Below are 21384 nucleotides of genomic sequence, written 5' to 3'. Positions count from 1 at the left end.
AATGCTCCTGAACTGAACTCAAGTGTGGGTAGTTTGAATAATGAGATTGACCGGGAAATCCCCCAGCGCGGCGCGGATCAACAGCTCCCTGTGTTTTGTGACTGTGATGCCGGAAAAAAGTCCCTGCAGATGTTCGTCAGGGACGGCGAAGGGCAGTCTGACCCGGGTTTCGCCCCACCGCGGCGCGTGGACCTGTGGTTCGGCACCGTTTTCCAGCAGATCGGCACAATGTATCGGCACAATCACAATGGCGCGTTTCCCCTCCCGTTCACGGATAAATCCCAGCACTCGATGGGCCTCGCTGCCCACCACTTCCAGGGCCTGGTAGGTGCCACGCCGAAATAGCTCGGCATGCTCGGCGCGCAGGCTCAGGGTGCGCGCAATCAAGGTTTGCTTGATGCGCCCGTCACGCCAGTTCTGCAACAAGTCCGGCAGATCCACCGCTTGCTGCAACGCCTGCTGGCGGCTGGCGTAATCCACGGGACGACGGTTGTCCGGGTCGACCAGGCTGAAGTCCCAGAAATCGTTGCCCTGATACAAATCCGGCACGCCGGGCACGGTCATGCGCAGCAAGGTTTGCGCCAAACCATTGAGTGCGCCGGGGGCGGCAATCGAACGAGCAGCCTTGGCCAGGGCCGTACGCAACAGCTCACCTTCGGGGCTGAGCAACAGGCGCTGGATGAAGTCCTCTGTCGCTTGCTCGTAAGGGTCATTGGGCGCGCTCCAGCTGCTTTGCAGTTTGGCTTCACGCAGGGCCTTGCGTTGCCACTGCCAGATACGTTTTGCGTAGTCCTCGAGGGACGGCGGATGATCGATCCCCAACTCCAGCGGCCAACTGCCGAGAATCGTCTGGTACAGAATCATTTCATCGCCCGACGACGGCATTTGATCGTCGTTGCGCAAGGGCCGGGCGAGGGCGCGCCACAGGCCGATCTGGTCGGCGTACCAGGCGCTGCGCTCGCTCAGTACCGCCAGCCGCGCCCGTGAATCTTCGCCGCGCTTGTGGTCGTGGGTGGCGCTGGCCAGCAGATTGTCCGGGAAGGTGTCGAGGCGCTCGATGCAGGCCTGATGAAAGTCGGCGGCCGGTGCGCTGAACTGTTCGGTGTTGAAGCCAACGTCATTGCGCGAGAGCAGAACGGCCGATCGATAGAGCGCGGTGTCTTCCACCGATTTCGCCGCCGCCGGCGAGGTCAGTTGCTGGAAACGTACGCAGGCGTGCTTCAGACGCTTGCGTTCACGCCCGGCCGGGCGCGAACGCCAGGGTTCACCGCCGAGCCAGCCGGCCAGGCAGTCGAGCACCGGCCAGTCCGCTTCGCCCAGGATTTCGCGGGCACCGTCCATGGCCTGGCGGAAAAACGCCTCGTCCCGGGCCGAACGGCCAAGGGGGCCTATGTAGGTGCGGTACACCGGGAAATGCACGATCAGCGCCTGCAAGGCCCGGCGAATGGCGCCCAGGGTCAGGTCGCGGGTCATGAGGTTGTCCCGGGCCACTTGCAGCAGGGCCTGGGCGACGCTTTCAAAATCCCCGGCCAGGGAACCACCGAGGATTTGCTGACGGGCCAGTTGTGCTTCCTGGCAGAAGTCGGCGGGCCGCTCGCTGTGACGGTGCCAGAGTTCGGCCAGTGTCTGCGCGCCCCGTGGATCCTGTTGCAACAGTGACAACTGGTTCATGAATTCGTAGCCGGTGGTGCCGTCCACCGACCAGGCGCGATGCAGGGTTTCCCCTTCGCCGAGGATCTTTTCCACATAGATGGGCAGGTGGCGGCCCGCTGACAGGCTGTCGACCCGGCGGCGCAGTTTTCGGCAGTAGCCCCGCGGGTCGGCGAGGCCGTCGATGTGGTCGATGCGCAACCCGTCGATCAGCCCTTGAGCCACCAGTTGGAAGATCTTCGCGTGGGTGGCTTCGAACACGGCGGGACGCTCGACGCGCAGTCCGCCCAACTCATTGATATCGAAGAAGCGCCGCCAGTTGATGTCATCGGCGGCGGTGCGCCAGCTGGCAAGGCGATAGCTCTGGCGTTCCAGCAGGTTGTGCAGGCGCTGGAAGCCTTCGCCGGTCAGTGAGACGTAGTTGTTCAGGTGCTGCTCAATGGCTTGGGCAATGGCCGGATCGCTGACCAGATCGCGAAGTTCTGCTTTCAATGGCAGGGCCAGGCTGTGGGCGTCGGTCTGGTAGCTCAGGGTGCTGAAGCGATCGGCCAGGTTTTTCAGTTGTTCGGCCTGTTGCGTATCGAGCGGTGCATCGGTCCTGAGCAGTTCCCCGTAATCGCTGGGGCAAATGGGAAAGCGGTGTTCGTAGTGCTCGACATGGAAGGTGCCGTGCCAGGCATCGAATCGCAGGGGCAGGGTGCCGTCCTGCAACGCGACGCCGTAGTCGCTGCCCAGAAACGGCAGGAGCAACTGGCCTTCCATCAACGGGTCGGATGAGTGCCACTGGATATCGAAAAACTCTCCGTAAGGACTCAGGCGTCCCCACTCCAGCAAATCCAGCCACCAGGGATTATCGTTGCCGCCGACCGCCATATGGTTGGAGACAACGTCGAGGATCAACCCCATGTTGTGCCCATGCAGGGCGCTGACCAGGCTGTTCAGCGCCGCCTCACCGCCCAGTTCCGGATTGACCCTGGTCGGATCCACCACGTCGTAGCCATGCATCGACCCGGCGCGGGCGCGCAACAACGGGGAGGCGTAGACATGGCTGATGCCGAGGCGGGCGAAATACGGCACCAGTGGCACCGCATCTTCGAGCGTGAAGCCTTTGTGAAATTGCAGGCGCAAGGTGGCGCGCAGTGGTCGGGTCGGCACCTGGGTCATCGATCACGCTCGGCCGCCTGGAGCCGCGCGCAGGCGAGCAATTCCAGACGTCGCGCGGCATCCGCTCCGTCGAGCAGGGCTTCGCTGTAACCGGGCAAGCGCCGCGACCAGTTGGGGTGGGTGTCGGTGGTGCCGGGCAGGTTGGCCTGCTGTTCGACGCCAAGGGCATCTTCCAGGGGCAGCAGCACCAAGGGTGCCCGGGTATGACCGAGGAAGCGCACGCTGGCATCGAGCACCTGGTCGGTTTCGTGGGACTCTTCGCGAAAGTTCTGCGGGTCCTGGCTCAACGCCCGGCGCAGGCCTTCGCGCTCGCGTTCGCGGTGCTGGCGCCATTCGATTTCACCGCTGGCATCGACCATGCCGAGCCGGGCATTCCAGTCGATATCGCGACCATGCCACCAACCGTTGAGGGTCGGCAGGTCATGGGTGCTGGTGGTGGCCAGGGCGTTGTCGGGCCAGTCGAGGATCGGCTTGAAGTGCGTGTTGTCCTGTTCGAACAGCAATACCCGCATGCCCAGCATCGAACGGGCGATGAGTTTTTCCCGCAGGCCGTCCGGCACGGTGCCGAGGTCTTCGCCGAGGACGATGGCCTGGTGACGATGGGATTCCAGGGTCAGCAAACGCAGCAGATCGTCCACGGGGTAATACAGGTAAGCGCCGTCGGCTGGCGGCGATCCGTTGGGGATTACCCATAGACGCTGCAAGCCCATGACGTGATCAATGCGCAAGCCGCCGCAGTGGGCGAAGTTGGCCCGCAACATTTCGATGAAGGCCCGGAAACCATTGCGCACCAGGCCTTCAGGGGAGAACGCGGAAATCCCCCAGCCCTGGCCGGTGCGGTTGAGAATATCCGGTGGCGCGCCGACGGTGAGGGACGCGAGCAGTTCGTCCTGGCGGCTCCAGGCCTGACTGCCGCCGCCATCGGCGCCAACGGCCAGGTCGGCGATCAGGCCGATACTCATGCCGCTGGCGCGGGCGGCGGTTTGCGCGCGCTCCAGGCAGCGCGTGATCAGCCACTGGCAGAAGGCGAAGAAGCCGATGCGCCCGGCATTCTCTTCGGCGAATGCCGCCAGTTCGGCGCTGCGCGGGTTGCGCCAGGGTTCGGGCCACTGCCGCCAGTCGAGGTGTTCACCCCGGGCGGCGCGCGCCTCCTGGATGGCTTCGAAGCGGCAGTGGTTTTCCAGCGCTTCGCCAGCGGCGTGACGAAAGCTGCTGAAGTCTTCGTGCAAGGGGTGTTCACCCTGGACGAAACCTTCGTACAGCGACTGCAACAGCCGATGCTTGGCTTCGGCGGCGGCCGGCCAGTCAATCAGCGGACGCTCTTCCAGCGCCTTGAGTTCAATGGCCAGCCCGGTTGCATCGATGGCGGTACGCAGCGCGCGTTCGCCGAGAATGGTGCCGGGGGCGCAGTAAAGGCTGTTGAGAAACAAACGGCTGGACGGCGAATACGGGCTGTAGCGTTGGGTGTCACTGGAAAACATCGCATGCAGCGGGCTGATCGCCAGCGCCTCGGCACCACGCTCGCCGGCTACCCGGGCGAGGTCCTCCAGCGCCTGGGTGTCACCAAACCCGCCGTCGCCGGGGCGGCGCAGGCCATACAACTGCACGCTCAGGCCCCAGGCTCGGGGGATCGGGTTGTCCACGGCATCGGCCACGCTGTAGCAACGGGCCGGGGCCACGGCGAGAGTGAAGGTTTGTCCGTCCATGCTGATCTGTTGATAGCCGACCGGTACCAGCCCCGGCAGCACCGCGTTGGCGTCCAGTTTCAGGTTGAGCCGCGAACCGTCCTCCAGGTGGATTTCGCAAGGGGTCCCGGGCTCGAAAAAGCGCGCCAGGTCCAGGCCCATCCCCGCATCGGCGGTGATCAATGGCGGCAAGTGATGGGTCTGTTGCGCCTCTTGCAGTTCCAGCAGGCTGGCGTCGATTTCCTGGGCACTGCCGGCCGGGTGGCCCAGGCCGGCCAGCACGTTGCGCAACACGGACGGCGCGACTTTTTGCGGGCGGCCGTTGGCGTCGATCCAGTCGACGGCGAGGCCGGCACGGCTGGCCAGGATTTCCAGTTGCGCATCACTCATGGACGCTCTCCAAACGAGGTAGCAAAGGGGACTGCGGCGGCGAGGCTGACGAGCGCGCAATACGGGGCAAGAGTGTTTGTAGCCGGCAGGTCGGGGTTCTGTGGCGGGTATTCGAACAAGCGCATGGCATCGGTCTGTGAGGTATGGACTACAGGCCTGGCGCTGAGGTTCAGGTCAATGCGCAGCTGGCTGCCATCGCCCAAGCGCCAGGATGCACTGACCGCGCCTTCGCCCAGCACATCGGTTCCCAGTGCCTGGGCGCCCGGCAGGCGCGGGATGATGTGCCGGTGACGGATCTGCAACAGGCGGCAATACAGGTCGTGCGTCTCGCAATGGCCGGTCGATGGCAGGACCGGGCGGGACGCTGCAAACGTCTGCGGATCATTCGGGTCCGGAATGTGTTCGCGCAGGATCGGGTCGGCAAAGGCGCTGAGCGCCGCGAACTCGCTGCGCCGGCCGTCGCGAACCTGCCTGGCCAATTCACCATGATGGCTGGTGAAAAACAGGAAGGGTTGCTCGACCGCAAATTCGTCGCCCATGAACAGCAGCGGAATCATCGGCGACAACAGCAGCAGCACCGTGGCGGCCCGCAGCGCTTGCGGGTGGGCGAGTTGATGCAGGCGCTCGCCGAAGGCCCGGTTGCCGATCTGGTCATGGTTCTGCAAAAACAGAATGAATGCACTGGGCGGCAGATGCCCGCTGGGTTCACCCCGCGCCACACCATGGCGGTTGAGATGGCCCTGGAACACGAAACCCTGGCTCAGGCAGCGCGCCAGTTGCTCGGTGGGGTTTTGCGCGTAATCGGCGTAATAGGCGTCGGTTTCCCCGGTCAGCAACACATGCAGGGCGTTGTGGCCGTCATCGTTCCACTGCGCGTCGTAACCCTGTTCGAGCAGGCTGGCCTGGTTGTGTTCGTTCTCCACCATCAGCCACACATGCCGCGTCGGGCCCGTCTGCTGGCGCACCCGTCGTGCCAGTTCCTGGAGGAAATCCGGGTCTTCGATAGCGTGCACCGCGTCCAGGCGCAAACCGTCGAAACGGTATTCCAGCAGCCACATCAAGGCGTTTTCGATGAAGAAGTCCCGTACTTCGCGGCGGCGCAAGTCGATGGCCGCGCCCCACGGCGTGTGTTTGTCTTCGCGAAAAAAGCCCTTGGCATAACGATGCAGGTAATTGCCATCCGGGCCGAAGTGGTTGTAGACCACGTCGAGAATCACCGCCAGGCCGTGGCCGTGGGCGGTGTCGATCAAGTGCTTGAGCTGCTCGGGGGAGCCGTATGACGCCTGGGGCGCGTAGGGCAGGACGCCGTCATAACCCCAATTGCGCTCACCGGGAAACTGCGCGACGGGCATCAGTTCGATCGCGGTGACACCCAGTTCGACCAGCCGCGCCAGATGCTGCTCGACGGCACTGAAGCCGCCGAGCGCACCGACATGCAGTTCGTAGATCACCGCTTCGTTCCATGGCCGTCCCTGCCAGGCACTGTGTTGCCAGGCATAGACCAGCGGATCGACCACCACACTGTGCCGGTCGATATCGCCGGCCTGAGCGCGGGAGGCCGGGTCGGGCACTTCCAGTTCGCCGTCGATGCTGTAGCGGTAACGCGTGCCCGCCGCGCATCGGATGTTGCTCACGAACCAGCCGTCGGCCTGGGGCAGCAACGGCAAGGACTGTCCATTTTCCAGTTCGACACTGACGTAGAACGCATCTGGCGCCCACAACGCGAATCGCGTGTGCTCTGCGTCCAGCATGATTGCGCCGTGGGGCCAGGTCTCAAGGGTCCGTAACGGCATCTTGAAAGCCTCTTACTGTTTGTGCGATTTCCCCAATGCCTTAGCCACAAGCTGTTCGTAGAGCTCGGCGTAGGGTTCGACCGCCTTGCACCAGTTGAACGGCGCCGCCATGGCCCGGCAGCGCATGGCGTGCAGCAGGTCGGGAAAGGCGAACACCTTGAACGCGCGGCTCAGGGCTTCCTGGTAGCTCTGCACCGTGGATTCATCGAACAGGAACCCGGTCACGCCGTTTTCGATGGTGTCGGCCAGGCCACCGGTGTTGCGCGCCACCGGCAACGAACCGAAGCGCTGGGCGTACATCTGGCTCAGGCCGCATGGCTCGTAACGCGAAGGCATCAGCAGGAAGTCGCTGCCGGCGAACATGCGCCGGGCGTCGGTTTCGTTGAAGCCGATGCGTACGCCGATCTGCCCGGGGAAGCGCAGGGCCAGTTCGCGCATCGACTGTTCCTCTTCCGGCTCGCCACGGCCGATGATCGCGATCTGGCCGCCGGATTTGACGATGTACTCGGATACCGCTTCGGTCAGGTCCAGGCCTTTCTGGTAGACCAGGCGTGAAACCACGGCGAACAGCGGCCCTTGGGAATCTTCCAGACCGAACAGCTCGCGGACATGGGCGGCGTTCACCGCCTTGCCATCCCAGTCGCCGATGCTGAACGGGCAGAACAGGTGCGGATCGGTCGCCGCATCCCAGCTTTCATCGATGCCGTTGGGAATCCCGCTGAGCAGGCCTTGCTGGGTCTTGGCGGCGAGGAAACCGTCCAGGCCGCAGCCGAAATCCGGGGTGGTGATTTCCTGGGCGTAGGTCGCGCTGACGGTGGTGATGTGGCTCGAATAGGCCATGCCGGCCTTGAGGAACGACATCTTGCCGTAGAACTCCATGCCTTCCTGTTGCAGCGCGTGATGGGGTATGCCCAGTTCGGGGCACGAGCCCAGGCTGGTCACGCCTTGATAGGCCAGGTTGTGAATGGTGAACAGCGTCGGCGTGCGCTGCCCACGCCAGTGCATGTAGGCCGGGGCCAGGCCGGCCGGCCAGTCGTGGGCGTGCACCAGGTCCGGGCACCAATGGATCTGCGCGAGGTTGGCGGCAATATCGGCCGCCGCCAGGCCCAGACGGGCGAAACGGATATGGTTGTCCGGCCAGTCGCGGCCGTTGTTGGCGCCGTAGGGCGAACCTTCGCGCTCGTAGAGTTCGGGGCAAATCAGTACGTAAATGACCAGACCGTCGGGCATGTCCATGCGCCCGATCTTGCACGGTGGCAGCGCAGCATGACCGCCAAGCTCGCCAATGATATGGATCGGATTTTCGCTGTTCAGCACCTGCGGGTAACCCGGGATCAGTACCCGCACATCGTGCAGATGGGCCATGGCCCGTGGCAGCGCTGCAGAAACGTCGCCCAGGCCACCGGTCTTCACCAGGTCGGCAATTTCCGAGGTGACGAACAACACTTTTTTACGGTTCGGATTCTGGTTGGCTGCCGGAGTCAGCGTCCTGGTGCCAGGAACGCCGACGGGTTGGGTGTTTGCGGCAGTTACGGCGCTCGATTCGCCGACCTGATGAGCACGCTCTCCCTGTATTTCCAAAGCCGTACTGATCATATGAATCTCCCGTGTTGTTGATCTAATTCTTAGGTCTGGCAAACGGTGTTTCATGGCCAATTGCTGTGGCCGGGCGCAATCGCGCTACGCATCAGTGAGCAAGCGCTGCCCAATGCGTCGAAGCAAAAGGGGTGAATGAGCCATTGCAAGGATTGCACCAGTCGCAACGCACCTTCTTGTCAGAGGACCGATCGGGATTGGAAAAAGTTTCGACTATTTTTCCACTTTGTGACCGACCGGTTTCGCCTCAAGAAAATGAGTCTAGGCCAGAACTTAGAGCGGTAAAGGCCAGATGGCAAAATTGTTCGACAATCGGTTTGTAGCGGTACGAACGTGCCTGATAGAGGTGCAAACGCCCCGACGAAGTGCAGGTTTTTTTGCGTTTTGGCCTCAAAAAGTCACTGGGCAGTCACACAAATGTGCGACGTGATTTATCAGGAGTGCACTGTTCTGGTGCGCTGGTTTGAGTCCCGCATTTGGCCGAACCGCTGCCTTACTGCCCACCTTGATGCCTTGTTATAGTTCGGGCCTCATTTTTGCCCGCAAAAGGATCATTGGCATGTCTCAATACAGCGCGTTCAACGTCGAGCTGGTCGATAAAATCGCCCACGTACAGATCAACCGCCCGGAGAAGATCAACTCGATGAACGCGGCGTTCTGGAGCGAGATCGTCGAGATCTTCCAGTGGATCGACGACACCGATGAAGTGCGCGTGGTGGTCCTCAGCGGGGCAGGCAAGCATTTCTCCTCGGGGATCGACCTGATGATGCTGGCCGGCGTGGCCAATGAGCTGGGCAAGGACGTCGGACGCAATGCGCGCCTGTTGCGGCGCAAGATCCTCACCCTGCAAGCGTCCTTCAATGCAGTCGATAACTGCCGCAAACCGGTGCTTGCGGCCATTCAGGGTTACTGCCTGGGGGGCGCCATCGACCTGATTGCCGCGTGCGACATGCGTTATGCCGCCGAGGACGCACAGTTTTCGATCAAGGAAATCGACATCGGCATGGCCGCCGACGTTGGCACACTGCAACGCTTGCCGCGGATCATCGGTGACGGCATGCTGCGCGAACTGGCTTACACTGGTCGCACCTTCGGCGCCGATGAAGCGCGAGGCATGGGCTTGGTCAATCGCGTCTACAGCGACAACGCCAGCCTGCTCGACGGCGTCATGGGCATTGCCTACGCAATCGCCAGCAAGTCGCCGATCGCCGTCACCGGCACCAAGGAAATGATCAGCTACATGCGCGACCATCGCATCGATGACGGCCTCGAATACATCGCCACCTGGAACGCCGCCATGCTGCAATCCACCGATCTGCGCGTGGCCATGGCCGCCCATATGAGCAAACAGAAACCCGAATTTCTGGATTGATTAACCATGATTCCTCGCTGGACCACCGCAGTACTGGACACCGATCAACCCGGCGGCTGGGCCATCGCGCGCAGCCCCGAAGGCTTTCTGTTCGATGACAACGGCGCACTGTTCGCTCGCGAATGGCTCAAGCGCCAGGACCTGTCGATTCTTGCCGAGCATGGCATCGGTCATCTCGATGGCGAGCCGGTCTATCTGCTGGAGTTGCGCAGTCACAGCGAAGTGTCGGGTTGCAACTGGAAAGGCCTGCGGGCGTTCATGCTCGAAGGCGATCACACGCTCTACAAGGTGCTCGGTTACGCCGCACAGATCGGCACCTGGGCCCGTGAACACCGCTATTGCGGTAACTGCGGTCAGGCCATGACCCAGGTGCCACGCGAGCGGGCGATGTATTGTCAGCCGTGCGATCTGCGCAGCTACCCACGGATTTCGCCGAGCATGATCGTACTGGTGACCCGAGGCGATGAAGTGCTGTTGGCGCGCTCACCGCGTTTTGTCAGCGGTGTCTACAGCACCCTGGCCGGGTTTGCCGAGCCGGGCGAATCGGCCGAGGACTGCCTGATTCGCGAAGTTCGCGAAGAGGTGAGCATCGAGGTCAGGAACATCCAGTACATGGGCAGCCAGTGCTGGCCGTTCCCGCACTCGATGATGCTCGGCTTTCACGCCGAATATGCCGGTGGCGAGATCGTCTGTCAGGAAGACGAGATCGAGGACGCCCAGTGGTTCAACGTGCACGAGCTGCCGCCGTTGCCGGCGTCACGCTCGATTGCCCGTTACCTGATCGACGTCTACGTGGCGCGGCGCTTAGGCCACGCTGAACCAGTGCTGCCAGGCTAGGCGAACGGTCAGGCCCAGCACCACGGTGATGAACACCGGACGAATGAATTTCGCGCCGCCGCTGATGGCGGTGCGGGCGCCGAAGAAGGCGCCGACCATCAACGACAAGCCCATGCACAGGCCGATGATCCAGTCCACCTGACCGGAAAAGATGAAGATCGACAGCGCCGCCGCGTTGCTGACGAAGTTCATGCTGCGTGCCACACCGCTGGCTTTCACCAGATCGATGGGGTAGAGCAGCAGGCTGCTCACGGTCCAGAACGCGCCCGTGCCGGGACCCGCCACACCGTCATAGAAACCGAGGCTGAAGCCTTGGGTCGACTGCCACTTTTTCTTGATCGGTGCCTCGCTGTCCAGTGGCGCTTTTGGCGTGCCGCCAAACAATAGATAGACACCGCAAGCGAAGACGATCACCGGCAGCATCTTGTTCAGCCATTCCGCCGGCAGGTAATGCGCGACCACGGCACCGGTCAGCGCACCGACCAGGGTGCCGACGATGGCATGAATCCATTGCGCGGGGTGGAACAGCTTGCGGCGGTAGAAGGTGAAGCTGGCGATGGCCGAGCCGAAGGTCGAGCTGAGTTTGTTGGTGCCCAGCACCAGATGCGGCGGCAGGCCGGCGGTCAACAAGGCCGGGGTGGTCAACAGCCCACCGCCACCGGCAATGGCGTCGATGAAACCGGCAACAAAAGCGACTAAGGCCAGGATGGCCAGGGTGGAGAGGTCAACGCTGAGTTCGAAAGGCATGGGATCGGCTTATTCGGCGGGTGCAGAAAGAGGCTGCGGGGAAGGGCAGCATCTTAACCACCTGCACACCACAAAACCATTGTGGGAGCGGGCTTGCTCGCGATGGCGGTGTGACAGGCAACAGATCTGTTGAATGTACAACCGCTATCGCGAGCAAGCTCGCTCCCACAGGGTTTAGTGTGAAGCTGAATTACAAGCCCAGATCCGACAAACTCGGATGATCGTCAGGGCGACGCCCCAGCGGCCAGTGGAACTTGCGCTCGCTTTCCTTGATCGGCATGTCGTTGATGCAGGCGAAGCGGCGGGCCATCAGGCCGTCCTCGTTGAACTCCCAGTTTTCGTTGCCGTAGGAGCGGAACCAGTTGCCCGAGTCGTCATGCCATTCATAGGCATAACGCACGGCAATTCGGTTGTCGGTGAACGCCCACAGCTCCTTGATCAACCGATAATCAAGCTCCTTGGCCCACTTGCGGGTCAGGAAGCCTTTGGCTTCTTCGCGGTTATAGGCGAACTCGGCGCGATTGCGCCACTTAGTGTCCAGGGTATAGGCCAGTGACACCCGCTCCGGGTCCCGGGAGTTCCAGCCGTCTTCGGCCAGGCGAACTTTTTCAATGGCCGACTCACGGGTGAAAGGGGGTAATGGCGGACGAACTTCGGCATTAGACATTTAAAGTCTCCGTATCAAGTTAAAGTTAAAACAACAGTCGAGCTTGATCAGGTTGCTACAGGTCCAATAACTTTCGCGCCATGCATTGCGCATTATCGGCGGCACTGTGATCACCCATGACAAGCGCCACGGTAATGGCACCGTCGATCAGGATCAGCAGCTGTTTGGCCAGCAACTGCGGATCCTCGGCGCCATGTTCGGTACACAGCTCGCACACGTAGTCGAGCAGCTTTTGTTTATGCTCTTTGGCGAGCAGGCGCACCGGGTGTTGCGGATCGCCGGTTTCGCCACTGGTGTTGATGAACGCGCAGCCGCGGAAACCGTCGGAGGCGAACCACGATTTGAGTACGGTAAACAGGTTGAGCAGTCGCTCGGCCGGGGTTTGTGCCTGGCCGACTGCGCCTCTGTACCAGTGCATCCAGCGCTGGTCCCGGCGTTGCAGGGCGGCCACCACCAGTTCGTCCTTGTTGGCGAAGTAGCGGTAGATGCTTTTTCTGGAGACGCCGGCGGTTTTCACCAGAAGATCCATGCCAGTGGCGGCTATGCCATTTTTGTAGATCAACTTTTCGGTGACATCCAGAATGATGTCGCGTGTGTCGTTGCTAGTGATTTCGTTCATACTGCAAACAGTAGAACGATCGTTCTCCATGGTCAATTTGTTTTTGCGCCGCCTGACAAATTGCCTTCGCGAGCAAGCCCGCTCCCACATTTGAAATGCGTTCCCCTGTGGGAGCGAGCTTGCTCGCGAAGAGGGCATTACAGACAGTAACAAGACCCGAACCCATCGATGGTGTAAGCTCTTGGATTCTTCGGATTCGACCCATTGCGAGCCCTATGCCGTCGCTTTTCAAACGCTCCCTGCTGCCCAAGTTGCGCAGTTTTCCGCTGACGGCCGATGCCGTTGGCATCCTCTGCGGCGCTGCCGAATTCCGTCGTTGCCTGCTGGAGAAAATCGCCAGTGCGACCCGGCGCATCTACATCGTTGCGCTGTACCTGCAACAGGATGAAGCCGGCCAGGAAATTCTCGATGCCTTGCACGCCGCCAAACTGGCGCGTCCGGAACTGGACGTGGTGGTGGTCGTCGACTGGCTGCGCGCCCAGCGCGGCCTGATCGGTGCCGGCAAGCAACCGGGCAACTCCGCCTGGTATCAGGAAATGACCCGCACCCATGCCAGCGAAGTGCCGATCTACGGCGTTCCGGTACAAACCCGCGAACTGTTCGGTGTGTTGCACCTTAAAGGCTTCGTGATCGATGACTGCGTGATCTACAGCGGTGCGAGCCTGAACAACGTGTATCTGCACAAGTTCGACAAGTACCGCTACGACCGCTATCACCTGCTGCACAATCGTGAACTCGCCGATTCGATGCAGCACCTGGTGCAGCACGGCCTGGTGGCTTCCAAAGCGGTGCACCGCCTCGACCTGCCAAACCTGCCGACCACCCGCAGCCTGCGCAATGACATCGGTGACCTGCGCAGCCGCCTCAAGCACGCGGCGTACGACACCACGCAGGGCACCACCGACAGGACCGGTTTGTCCGTCAGCCCGCTGCTTGGCGTCGGCAAGAACAATCCGCTGAACCGGGTGATCTGCGAACTGATCGCCAGCGCCCAGCAGCAACTGACCATTTGCACACCGTACTTCAACCTGCCGCTGGCGATCATCCGCGAGATCAACCGCGCGTTGGCCCGCGGGGTGAAGATCGATATCGTGGTCGGCGACAAGACGGCCAACGACTTCTACATTCCGCCGAGCGAACCGTTCCGGGTCATTTCCGCGCTGCCGTACCTGTACGAAATCAGCTTGCGCCGGTTTGCCAAGCGTCATCAGCGCAACATCGACAGCGGGCAGTTGAACCTGCATCTGTGGCGCGACGGTGACAACACCTACCACCTCAAGGGCATGTGGGTCGACCGGCGCTATACCTTGCTGACCGGTAACAACCTCAACCCGCGGGCGTTTCGACTCGATCTGGAAAACGCCTTGTTGCTCGATGATCCCCATGGCGAACTGCTGGAACCGCGTGGCAAAGAGCTGGCGGAGATCTTCCAGCACACCCGGCGAATCGAGCACTTCCAGAACCTGGAAACCCTGGCCGAATACCCGGCGGGCGTGGCCAAGTTCCTCAAGCGTGTGAGTCGTGTGCGGATCGAACGGTTGCTCTACCGCATTCTGTGAATTCAGAAAAGCCATCGCGAGCAAGCTCGCTCCCACAGGAATCCGGGTGTTCACAGCATTTGTGAACAACGCAGATCCAGTGTGGGAGCGAGCTTGCTCGCGATAGCGGTGGATCAATCAACAGGGATACTGTTTCAGCTAATATGCCCCCCCACTCGAACAAGAACAGGGCTTGCCGCGATCCATGTCGGAAAAAGACACCATCTCCATTCAACTGGTGCGTGAAGCACTGTTGCAAAGCTGCGCGCCAGGAATCGCCACAGATGAGGTGTTGATCAAGGTCGGCATCGACCCGCAACTGTTGGGCAGCACCGACGCCCGCGTTCCGGCCACGGCTTATGCGCGCCTGTGGCGGTTGCTGGCACGGCGCGGGGATGATGAGTTCTTTGGCATGGACCCACGCAAACTCAAGTCCGGCAGCTTTGCGTTCCTGTGCCGCAGCGCCATGCTCCAGCCCAACGTGGCGGCGGGAGTGGCCAGCGGCCTGGCGTTTCTGTCGTTGATCCTCGAATACTTGCCGGCGCAGTTGGTACGTCAGCAAAGCCTGGCGGAAATCGTCCTGCTGGAGGACGACAAGGACCCGCGCCGGGCCTTCACTTATTTCACTTACTGGATGATCGTGCACGGCGTTGCCTGCTGGCTGGCAGGACGGCGGATTCCGATCCTTGCCATCGAGCTGCGCTGTTCCAGGCCGGATTTCTGCGATGACTATCAGGTGATGTTTTCCGAGAACCTGCGCTTCGACCGCCCACGCACCCGGATGATTTTCTCCGCCGATTGCCTGGACCTGCCCATCAAGCGCAGCCCTGAAGAACTCGAGCGATTCCTGGCCCGTGCGCCGGCGAACATTCTGGTGAAGTACCGCGATCCGCAGAGCCTGGCCAGCCGCATCAAACACGACCTGCGCCACCTGCCGGCCGAACACTGGCCGGAAACCGAAGCCCTGGCGCAACGCCTGTGCATGTCGGCTTCAACCTTGCGCCGCCGACTGGCCGAAGAAGGGCAAACCTATCAAGGCCTCAAGGACAGCGTGCGCAAGGAGTTGGCGATTGTCTGGCTGGCGGAACCCACGATCAGCTTCAGCGAAATCGCCACGCGGCTCGGGTTCGCTGACGTCAGTTCGTTCTACAAGGCGTTTCGCAAATGGTCGGGGTCAAATCCGGGGCATTACCGCAGCCTGATTCTCAATGACACCGAGTGACTTCAGCGGCGCAACAGCCAATTCATCCAAGACGTTTAACGGCTGCCAGTGGTCGGTCCAGGCAGATTGAGCGTGCCACTGTCCACGAAACGCTTCGTGTTGAACACCCCACCCGAGAGCTTGCCGCGAAGGACATAAGGCATGTTGTTGAGGGTTTCCATCTGGCTGATGCCATAGGTCTGGCGGATCTCTGAAAACGCCGAAACGCTGACCGGTACGCTGACGATGGTGTCGGAAAAGCGCCCGATCGTACCCCTCTCATCGGTGACGCCAGAGGCGAAGGGCTGGCCGTTGATGTCCAGGTCCAGGGCAACGCCGCTGTAGGTGAGGGTGTAGTCATTGGGGTTCTGCACGCGGATTCTCACGGCAAAGCGCACTTCCATGCCTTCGCCTTGCAGGGGTTCGACATCCACGACGTTGATTTTCAACGGGTCTCGATTGGGCAGCGAGGAACAGGCGCTCAGACAAAGCAGGAGGGAAATCAGGACCGCGTGGAGGCTGCGCATGGACGTGTTCTCATCTGAAAAAGGCTGAACCGCCAGCGGCTCAGCCCTTGAGCCCGCCTAGTGGTTCGACTGTGCAACCACCGCAGCCTTTGCGGGTTCATCCCTGGCGGTCACATCGGGGTTCTGCATCACCTGAAGCACGGAGGCTTCCGGATCGAATTCGTCCTCCTCCAGCTCGATGAACTCCTCGGGCAGGAAGATATTAAGAACGATAGCGCACAGCGCGCCGACGGTGATGGGCGATTCGAAAATGTTGTGCAGGGCCTTGGGCAGTTCACGCAAGACTTCCGGCACGGCGGCCACGCCCAGGCCCATGCCGATGGAAATCGCCACGATCAGCATGTTGCGACGATGCAGGCCCGCCTCGGCGAGAATCTTGATCCCGGCCACGGCGACGGTGCCGAACATCACCAGTTCCGCACCACCGAGCACCGGTTTCGGCATCAGTTGCAGTACCGCGCCGATCATCGGGAACAGGCCAAGCACCACCAGCAATCCGGCAATGAAAAACGCCACGTAGCGGCTGGCCACGCCGGTGAGCTGGATCACTCCGTTGTTCTGGGCGAAGGTCACCATCGGCATGCTGTTGAACACCGCGGCCATGGCCGAGTTGAGGCCATCGGCGAGCAGGCCGGACTTGATCCGGCGAATGTACACCGGGCCCTTGACCGGTTGCCGGGAGATCATCGAGTTGGCGGTGAGGTCACCGGCGGCCTCCAGCGGCGACACGAGAAAAATCACCGCCACCGGAATGAACGCCACCCAATCGAAGGAGAACCCGTATTTGAACGGCACCGGTACGCTCATCAGCGGCACTTCGGGCAGGCTGTTGAAATCCACCTGGCCCATGAGCCATGCCACCCCGTAGCCCAGGGTCAGGCCGATGACAATCGCCCCCAGGCGCAGAAACGGCACATCCACCCGGTTCAACACTACGATGGTTCCCAGCACCAGCGCCGCCAGGGCCAGGTGACTGGCCGCCCCCAGGTCCGGGGCGCCGAAGCCGCCGGCGATGTCGGTCATCGCCACCTTGATCAGCGACAAGCCCATCAGCGTGATGATCGTGCCGGTCACCACCGGGGTGATCAGCATGCGCAATTTGCCAATGAACTGGCTCAACACCACCTCAATGAACGCGGCAAAAAAGCACACGCCGAAAATGGTCGAGAGAATCTCATCGGTACCGCCACCACGAGCCTTGACCATGAAGCCGGCGCTGAGAATCACACTGATGAACGAGAAACTGGTGCCTTGCAGGCACAACAGGCCAGAGCCCACCGGGCCGAAGCGCCGCGCCTGCACGAAGGTGCCCAGGCCGGAAACGAACAGCGCCATGCTGATCAAGTAAGGAATTTCACTTTGCAGGCCCAGGGCGCTGCCCATGATCAGCGTCGGGGTGATGATGCCGACGAAACTTGCCAGCACGTGTTGCAGGGCGGCGAAGACGGTGGCGGTCAGATGCGGGCGGTCATCGAGGCCGTAGATCAGGTCGCTGTGGCGTGGAGCGGGGGCTTTTTCGGAGGCGGTCATGGTGGTTTGCGTGCCAGAAGGCGGGCCGGGTCAGAAAATGGAGGCGCAGGATGCCAGAACCGCCCGGCCACGGCAAAAGAACCTCCAGAACAGCGACTTACAGTCGTGGGGCGAGCACTTCGCCAACGCTGCGGCGTTTGGCGTGCAGTTCGCTGGCCTGGATCAACTGTTCGAGGTCTTCGGGGGTCACGTCATAGAACGCTTCCATGTCGGCCAACGCCAGTTTCAGGTCTTCGGCGGTGATGGCCTGACGGTCGACCGGCGGGTGATCGGCAGGAATCCTGGCCGCGGGCTCGCTGGCGCTCTTGGGGTAACGAACGCGGGTCAGGTTGTTGTAGGCCAGGGCGCACAGCAGCATCGTCGCGGCGCTGAGCATCACCGGCCCAATGGCTTTCCAGTCCATGGCAATGGTTGCCGGATCGGCCAGCACCAGGGTCAGGGCCAACGCACCGGCCGGTGGATGCAGGCACCGCAGCCAGCACATCAGGATCAACGCCATGCCCGCCGCCAGGCAAGCGCTACCCAGGGTCCGGCCCAACACATGGGCCACCAGCAGGGCAATCACACCGGCGCTCAAGTAACCACCGAGAATCGACCAGGGCTGGGCGAGCGCGCCCGAAGACACGGCAAACAACAGCACCGCCGAAGCTCCCAGCGGGCCGATCAGGTGCTGGGCCACCTCAATGCCGAACACCTGGCTACAGAGCCACACGCTCATCAGTGTCCCCAGGGCCATGCCGATGGCGGCGCGGCTCCATTCGGTGGGGCGGGTGTTGATGGCGGCGGGCAACCAGCGAGCAAGCATTTCGAGAAGACTCCGGCAGAAAATCCAGGCAAAAAAAAGGGCTTGGCTGGGGAACCCAGAAAGCCCTTGAAGTTGTTCCAACTGTTGGGGGAGGAACGCGCACAGTGTGCCGTCCAATCCTGCTACTGACAAATTCATATTAATGAGCTTTCAGTGCATTAATTTTGCTGTAATTTGCTCCGTCGACCGCTTGTGTAGCACAGCAAACCACCCAGGGCCGCGAGTGCACTCAAGGCATAAAACATCGTCGGCGCCGGGGTGTGCATCAGCATGAAGCCGCAAATCACCGGGCTCAACGCACCGCCAAGGGCAGCAAGGTTTTGCGCGCCGTAGTAGCTGCCCCGCAGTTCTTCCGGTGCCAGGGTGTCGACGAAGAGAAACTCGGCCGGGTAAATGATGATTTCACCGAGGGTGAAGATGAACATCGCCACGCACCAGCTCACCAGGCTGTCCGCCAGGCTGAAACCGATCAGCCCGAGGATGAACAGGCCGGTACCGGCCACGATCCATTGGCGCAGTTGCTCGCGCTTGAGAAAACGCCCGATCTGGTATTGCAGCAAGATCACACTGATGGCGTTACAGGCGAGCAGGGCGGCCATGATTTCCATGGTGTTTTGGGGATTGCTGGTCACCAGCAGGTACTGCGACAGGTAAAAGGTAAATCGCCCGTGCACCACGGTGCTGAGCAGGCAGCCGGCGGTGAACAGGATCAGGGTGCGGTCGTTTTTCAGGGTGATCAGGGTTTTGAGGAAACTCTGCCCCTGGCCGCCGACAGGCGAGCGCGCCGGGTCCTTCGCGATCCCGGTCATCAGGAAAATACTGAAAAAAGCGATGGCCGCAGCGATCAGGAAGGGGGCACTGGCAAAGGCCCCGGCAATCAGCACACCGAGCATCGGCCCGACAGCGTAGCCAATGTTGGTCAGCGTATAGCTCAGGGAAAACGCCTTGGCGCGTTGACCCACCGGGAGGTTGTCGCTGAGGATCGCTTTCGAACCGATGAGGAACAGCGATGAAGCGGTTTCGGTGACGATCAGGGTGATGGTCGTCAGGTAGAGGTTTTCAGCAAAGGTCAGCAACACCAGGCCGACAGCGCTGGACGCCATCGAGAGAATCAGCAACCGGCGCTTTTCGAAGCGATCGATGATGTAGCCGCCATACAGGGAGAGCAGGGTGGCGACGAACACCGCAATGCCGAGCAGCAAGCCAACGTCCTGCTGGTTGAGTCCCAGCTTGTCGCTGACGAACAGCGTGAGCAAAGGGCTGGTGATGGCGCGGCTGACGACGATGGTCAGCGAGCAGATCAACAGGCGGCGGATGAGGGGGGAGTAGCTGGTCACGGCGCGAATATCCTTATTCAATCGGGCCGGCATCAGCCCGATCGTGAGCGCTACTCTAGCAGTCAGACACGCGGTCGTTGCTATGGGATTTGCTTGAGGTGCCGCAGCACAAAATCATTCTTGTCGAACCGCCCGCCCAGCACTGGCGGCAATGCACCGACGGCCGTGCAGAGCCAGCGCGGGAGACTGTTGGCGGATGTGAGGGAACAGGCTGTTCAGGCGACCACTGACTCGGCAAACCATTGCTGGTACGGAATCGGCAATTTGCTCGACTCGCCCCGACCGATCGGGAAGTAGGTGAAACCGATGCGTGCCAGACGGTCTGTGTCGTAAAGGTTGCGGCCATCGAAGATCAGCGGTGCGTTGAGCCGCTGCCGGATCAGTTGAAAGTCTGGCGCCTTGAACTGTTGCCATTCGGTGCAGATGATCAGTGCATCGGCACCGGACAAGACCGACTCGGGTGTACCCATGAGCATCAGCTTCGATTCATCGGGATACAGCTTCTGGGTTTCCTGCATGGCTTCCGGATCGAACGCACGGACATTCGCTCCGGCGGCCCACAAGGATTCGAGCAACACCCGGCTCGGCGCATCGCGCATGTCGTCGGTGTTTGGCTTGAATGCCAGGCCCCACAGAGCAAAGGTCCTGCCACGCAAGTCGCCCTTGTAGAACGCGTTGATGCGCTCGAACAGCTTGTATTTCTGCCGCTCGTTGATGGCTTCCACCGCTTGCAGCAGATCACTGGAGCAATGGGCCTGTTCAGCGCTGTGGATCAGGGCGCGCATGTCCTTGGGGAAACATGAGCCACCGTAGCCGCAACCGGGGTAGATGAAGTGGTAGCCGATGCGGGAGTCGGCGCCGATGCCCAGGCGTATCGATTCGATGTCGGCACCCAGGTGTTCGGCCAGTTCTGCGATCTGGTTGATGAAGCTGATCTTGGTCGCCAGCATGCAGTTGGCGGCGTACTTGGTCAGCTCGGCGCTGCGCAGGTCCATGAACATGATGCGCTCATGGTTGCGGTTGAAGGGCGAGTACAGATCACGCATCACCTCACGCACTTCTTCGCGTTCACAGCCGATGACGATACGGTCGGGGCGTCGGCAGTCGGCCACGGCCGAACCTTCTTTCAAGAATTCCGGATTGGAGACGATATCGAACTGCAATACGCGCCCGACGCTGATCAGGCATTTGTCGATGTGTGCACGCAAGGCATCGCCGGTGCCGACCGGGACGGTGGATTTCTCCACCAGGATCGCCGGTTGCTCGCGATGACGGGCCACGGCGTAGCCCACCGACATCACGTAGCGCAAGTCCGCCGAGCCGTCGTCCCGGGACGGGGTGCCAACGGCGATGAACAGCACCTGCCCGTGCTGGACGGCGAATTTTTCGTCGCTGGTGAACTGCAATCGCCTGGCGTCAAGGCCTTCGCGTACCAGGCTGGCCAGCCCGGGTTCGAATATACTCACGTGGCCCTGCTGGAGCAGTTCGACTTTATTTTCGTCAACGTCCATGCAGACCACGTCGTGGCCGACTTCCGCCAATACCGCTGCCTGCACCAGGCCGACATATCCGCTACCAAATACACTGATTTTCATGGGTCACTCCTTGATTCAGGCGCACGAGCAGGTCGGGATACTGATGGTTATGACGCCGAGGAAGAGCAATGCCACGCCAAGGCTTTTCCAGACAGGTCAGCAGACAGGCGACCAGCAGCAATTGCAGGCTCATGGTGCCGCCTGAGGAATAATCAAAACCGAGTCAGGATAGGCAAGGTCATATTTCAATTTGTCTATCGTGTTGAAAAAAGTCACATCCGGCTGTTGCAACCGTCAGGACAATGCCGACGCTGCCCAGTAGTGCAACGGGCGCAAGGCCTGACTCTTGGGCAGCCCTGGGGCTGTAAACGTAAATAGCCTTTACATCATT

17 protein-coding genes are annotated in these 21384 nt (G+C 61.4%); 4 read left to right on the top strand and 13 right to left on the bottom strand.

Annotated features, from left to right (window positions below):
* Positions 1-18: 18 nt before the first annotated feature.
* From KGB29_RS07725 to glgA, 4 genes are read right to left on the bottom strand one after another with little or no spacing between them, the layout of a single operon-like run.
* Positions 19-2814 (bottom strand): malto-oligosyltrehalose synthase, encoded by a 2796-nt coding sequence (locus KGB29_RS07725; RefSeq protein ID WP_223616376.1) that lies wholly within the window; start codon positions 2812-2814, stop codon positions 19-21.
* Positions 2811-4889, bottom strand: a complete 2079-nt coding sequence (gene malQ, locus KGB29_RS07720; RefSeq protein WP_057714955.1) for a 4-alpha-glucanotransferase — start codon at positions 4887-4889, stop codon at positions 2811-2813. The genes KGB29_RS07725 and malQ overlap by 4 nt, the downstream gene beginning before the upstream one ends.
* Positions 4886-6682: a malto-oligosyltrehalose trehalohydrolase gene (gene treZ, locus KGB29_RS07715; protein WP_150813233.1), complete on the bottom strand. Its 1797-nt coding sequence runs from the start codon at positions 6680-6682 to the stop codon at positions 4886-4888. Before treZ ends, malQ begins: the two co-directional genes overlap by 4 nt.
* A gap of 12 nt (positions 6683-6694) precedes the next feature.
* Positions 6695-8278, bottom strand: coding sequence for a glycogen synthase GlgA (gene glgA / locus KGB29_RS07710; RefSeq protein ID WP_150813232.1), 1584 nt, complete (start codon positions 8276-8278; stop codon positions 6695-6697).
* 559 nt (positions 8279-8837) lie between these two features.
* Here glgA and KGB29_RS07705 point away from each other — a divergent pair.
* Both KGB29_RS07705 and nudC read left to right on the top strand, forming a co-directional pair.
* A complete protein-coding gene (locus KGB29_RS07705; RefSeq protein ID WP_057714952.1) occupies positions 8838-9650 on the top strand; it encodes a crotonase/enoyl-CoA hydratase family protein in 813 nt (270 codons plus the stop codon).
* Positions 9651-9656: 6 nt separating this feature from the next.
* A complete protein-coding gene (gene nudC / locus KGB29_RS07700; protein ID WP_057714951.1) occupies positions 9657-10487 on the top strand; it encodes an NAD(+) diphosphatase in 831 nt (276 codons plus the stop codon).
* Here nudC and KGB29_RS07695 read toward each other — a convergent pair.
* The 3 genes from KGB29_RS07695 to KGB29_RS07685 form a co-directional block, all read right to left on the bottom strand.
* Entirely contained in the window at positions 10455-11234 is a 780-nt protein-coding gene (locus KGB29_RS07695) for a TSUP family transporter (protein ID WP_057714950.1), read from the bottom strand. The two genes, nudC and KGB29_RS07695, sit on opposite strands and share 33 nt — an antisense overlap.
* A gap of 190 nt (positions 11235-11424) precedes the next feature.
* A complete protein-coding gene (locus KGB29_RS07690) occupies positions 11425-11901 on the bottom strand; it encodes a DUF1348 family protein (RefSeq protein WP_020799197.1) in 477 nt (158 codons plus the stop codon).
* A gap of 55 nt (positions 11902-11956) precedes the next feature.
* Complete coding sequence (locus KGB29_RS07685; protein WP_150813230.1) at positions 11957-12520, bottom strand: TetR/AcrR family transcriptional regulator; 564 nt, start codon at positions 12518-12520, stop codon at positions 11957-11959.
* A 215-nt stretch (positions 12521-12735) separates the two neighbouring features.
* Here KGB29_RS07685 and pssA point away from each other — a divergent pair, with 215 nt between their 5' ends.
* Together pssA and KGB29_RS07675 are read left to right on the top strand one after the other, a co-directional pair.
* On the top strand, positions 12736-14079 hold the full coding sequence (pssA, locus tag KGB29_RS07680) for a CDP-diacylglycerol--serine O-phosphatidyltransferase (protein ID WP_154860069.1): 1344 nt from the start codon (positions 12736-12738) through the stop codon (positions 14077-14079).
* Positions 14080-14263: 184 nt separating this feature from the next.
* Positions 14264-15280 (top strand): AraC family transcriptional regulator, encoded by a 1017-nt coding sequence (locus tag KGB29_RS07675; protein WP_150813258.1) that lies wholly within the window; start codon positions 14264-14266, stop codon positions 15278-15280.
* A 35-nt stretch (positions 15281-15315) separates the two neighbouring features.
* Here KGB29_RS07675 and KGB29_RS07670 read toward each other — a convergent pair whose 3' ends face one another.
* The 6 genes from KGB29_RS07670 to KGB29_RS07645 form a co-directional block, all read right to left on the bottom strand.
* Positions 15316-15786: an LEA type 2 family protein gene (locus KGB29_RS07670; RefSeq protein ID WP_150813228.1), complete on the bottom strand. Its 471-nt coding sequence runs from the start codon at positions 15784-15786 to the stop codon at positions 15316-15318.
* A gap of 57 nt (positions 15787-15843) precedes the next feature.
* Positions 15844-17316 carry a nucleobase:cation symporter-2 family protein gene (locus tag KGB29_RS07665; protein ID WP_150813227.1) on the bottom strand — a complete coding sequence of 491 codons (1473 nt, stop codon included), beginning with the start codon at positions 17314-17316 and terminating at the stop codon, positions 15844-15846.
* Positions 17317-17413: 97 nt separating this feature from the next.
* The gene (locus KGB29_RS07660) at positions 17414-18121 is read right to left on the bottom strand and encodes an HPP family protein (protein ID WP_057714944.1); all 708 of its coding nucleotides are present in this window, start codon (positions 18119-18121) and stop codon (positions 17414-17416) included.
* A gap of 158 nt (positions 18122-18279) precedes the next feature.
* Positions 18280-19491, bottom strand: a complete 1212-nt coding sequence (locus KGB29_RS07655) for an MFS transporter (protein ID WP_256355694.1) — start codon at positions 19489-19491, stop codon at positions 18280-18282.
* 182 nt (positions 19492-19673) lie between these two features.
* Positions 19674-21053: a UDP-glucose dehydrogenase family protein gene (locus KGB29_RS07650; RefSeq protein ID WP_150813225.1), complete on the bottom strand. Its 1380-nt coding sequence runs from the start codon at positions 21051-21053 to the stop codon at positions 19674-19676.
* A complete protein-coding gene (locus KGB29_RS07645; protein WP_191625415.1) occupies positions 21031-21186 on the bottom strand; it encodes a hypothetical protein in 156 nt (51 codons plus the stop codon). Before KGB29_RS07645 ends, KGB29_RS07650 begins: the two co-directional genes overlap by 23 nt.
* Positions 21187-21384: the final 198 nt, after the last annotated feature.

It is taken from the genome of Pseudomonas sp. BF-B-30 (genome assembly GCF_019956305.1).
GTDB classification, from domain to species: Bacteria; Pseudomonadota; Gammaproteobacteria; order Pseudomonadales; family Pseudomonadaceae; genus Aquipseudomonas; species Aquipseudomonas jessenii.
Note: the sequence above shows the minus strand (reverse complement) of the source record. Positions and strands in the feature narration are given on the sequence as shown.

Coding starts and splice junctions, on each gene's coding strand:
- KGB29_RS07725 (WP_223616376.1), bottom strand. CDS start 2,814: ATGACCCAGGTGCCGACCCGACCACTGCGCGCCACCTTGCGCCTGCAA.
- malQ (WP_057714955.1), bottom strand. CDS start 4,889: ATGAGTGATGCGCAACTGGAAATCCTGGCCAGCCGTGCCGGCCTCGCC.
- treZ (WP_150813233.1), bottom strand. CDS start 6,682: ATGCCGTTACGGACCCTTGAGACCTGGCCCCACGGCGCAATCATGCTG.
- glgA (WP_150813232.1), bottom strand. CDS start 8,278: ATGATCAGTACGGCTTTGGAAATACAGGGAGAGCGTGCTCATCAGGTC.
- KGB29_RS07705 (WP_057714952.1), top strand. CDS start 8,838: ATGTCTCAATACAGCGCGTTCAACGTCGAGCTGGTCGATAAAATCGCC.
- nudC (WP_057714951.1), top strand. CDS start 9,657: ATGATTCCTCGCTGGACCACCGCAGTACTGGACACCGATCAACCCGGC.
- KGB29_RS07695 (WP_057714950.1), bottom strand. CDS start 11,234: ATGCCTTTCGAACTCAGCGTTGACCTCTCCACCCTGGCCATCCTGGCC.
- KGB29_RS07690 (WP_020799197.1), bottom strand. CDS start 11,901: ATGTCTAATGCCGAAGTTCGTCCGCCATTACCCCCTTTCACCCGTGAG.
- KGB29_RS07685 (WP_150813230.1), bottom strand. CDS start 12,520: ATGAACGAAATCACTAGCAACGACACACGCGACATCATTCTGGATGTC.
- pssA (WP_154860069.1), top strand. CDS start 12,736: ATGCCGTCGCTTTTCAAACGCTCCCTGCTGCCCAAGTTGCGCAGTTTT.
- KGB29_RS07675 (WP_150813258.1), top strand. CDS start 14,264: ATGTCGGAAAAAGACACCATCTCCATTCAACTGGTGCGTGAAGCACTG.
- KGB29_RS07670 (WP_150813228.1), bottom strand. CDS start 15,786: ATGCGCAGCCTCCACGCGGTCCTGATTTCCCTCCTGCTTTGTCTGAGC.
- KGB29_RS07665 (WP_150813227.1), bottom strand. CDS start 17,316: ATGACCGCCTCCGAAAAAGCCCCCGCTCCACGCCACAGCGACCTGATC.
- KGB29_RS07660 (WP_057714944.1), bottom strand. CDS start 18,121: ATGCTTGCTCGCTGGTTGCCCGCCGCCATCAACACCCGCCCCACCGAA.
- KGB29_RS07655 (WP_256355694.1), bottom strand. CDS start 19,491: ATGCCGGCCCGATTGAATAAGGATATTCGCGCCGTGACCAGCTACTCC.
- KGB29_RS07650 (WP_150813225.1), bottom strand. CDS start 21,053: ATGAAAATCAGTGTATTTGGTAGCGGATATGTCGGCCTGGTGCAGGCA.
- KGB29_RS07645 (WP_191625415.1), bottom strand. CDS start 21,186: ATGAGCCTGCAATTGCTGCTGGTCGCCTGTCTGCTGACCTGTCTGGAA.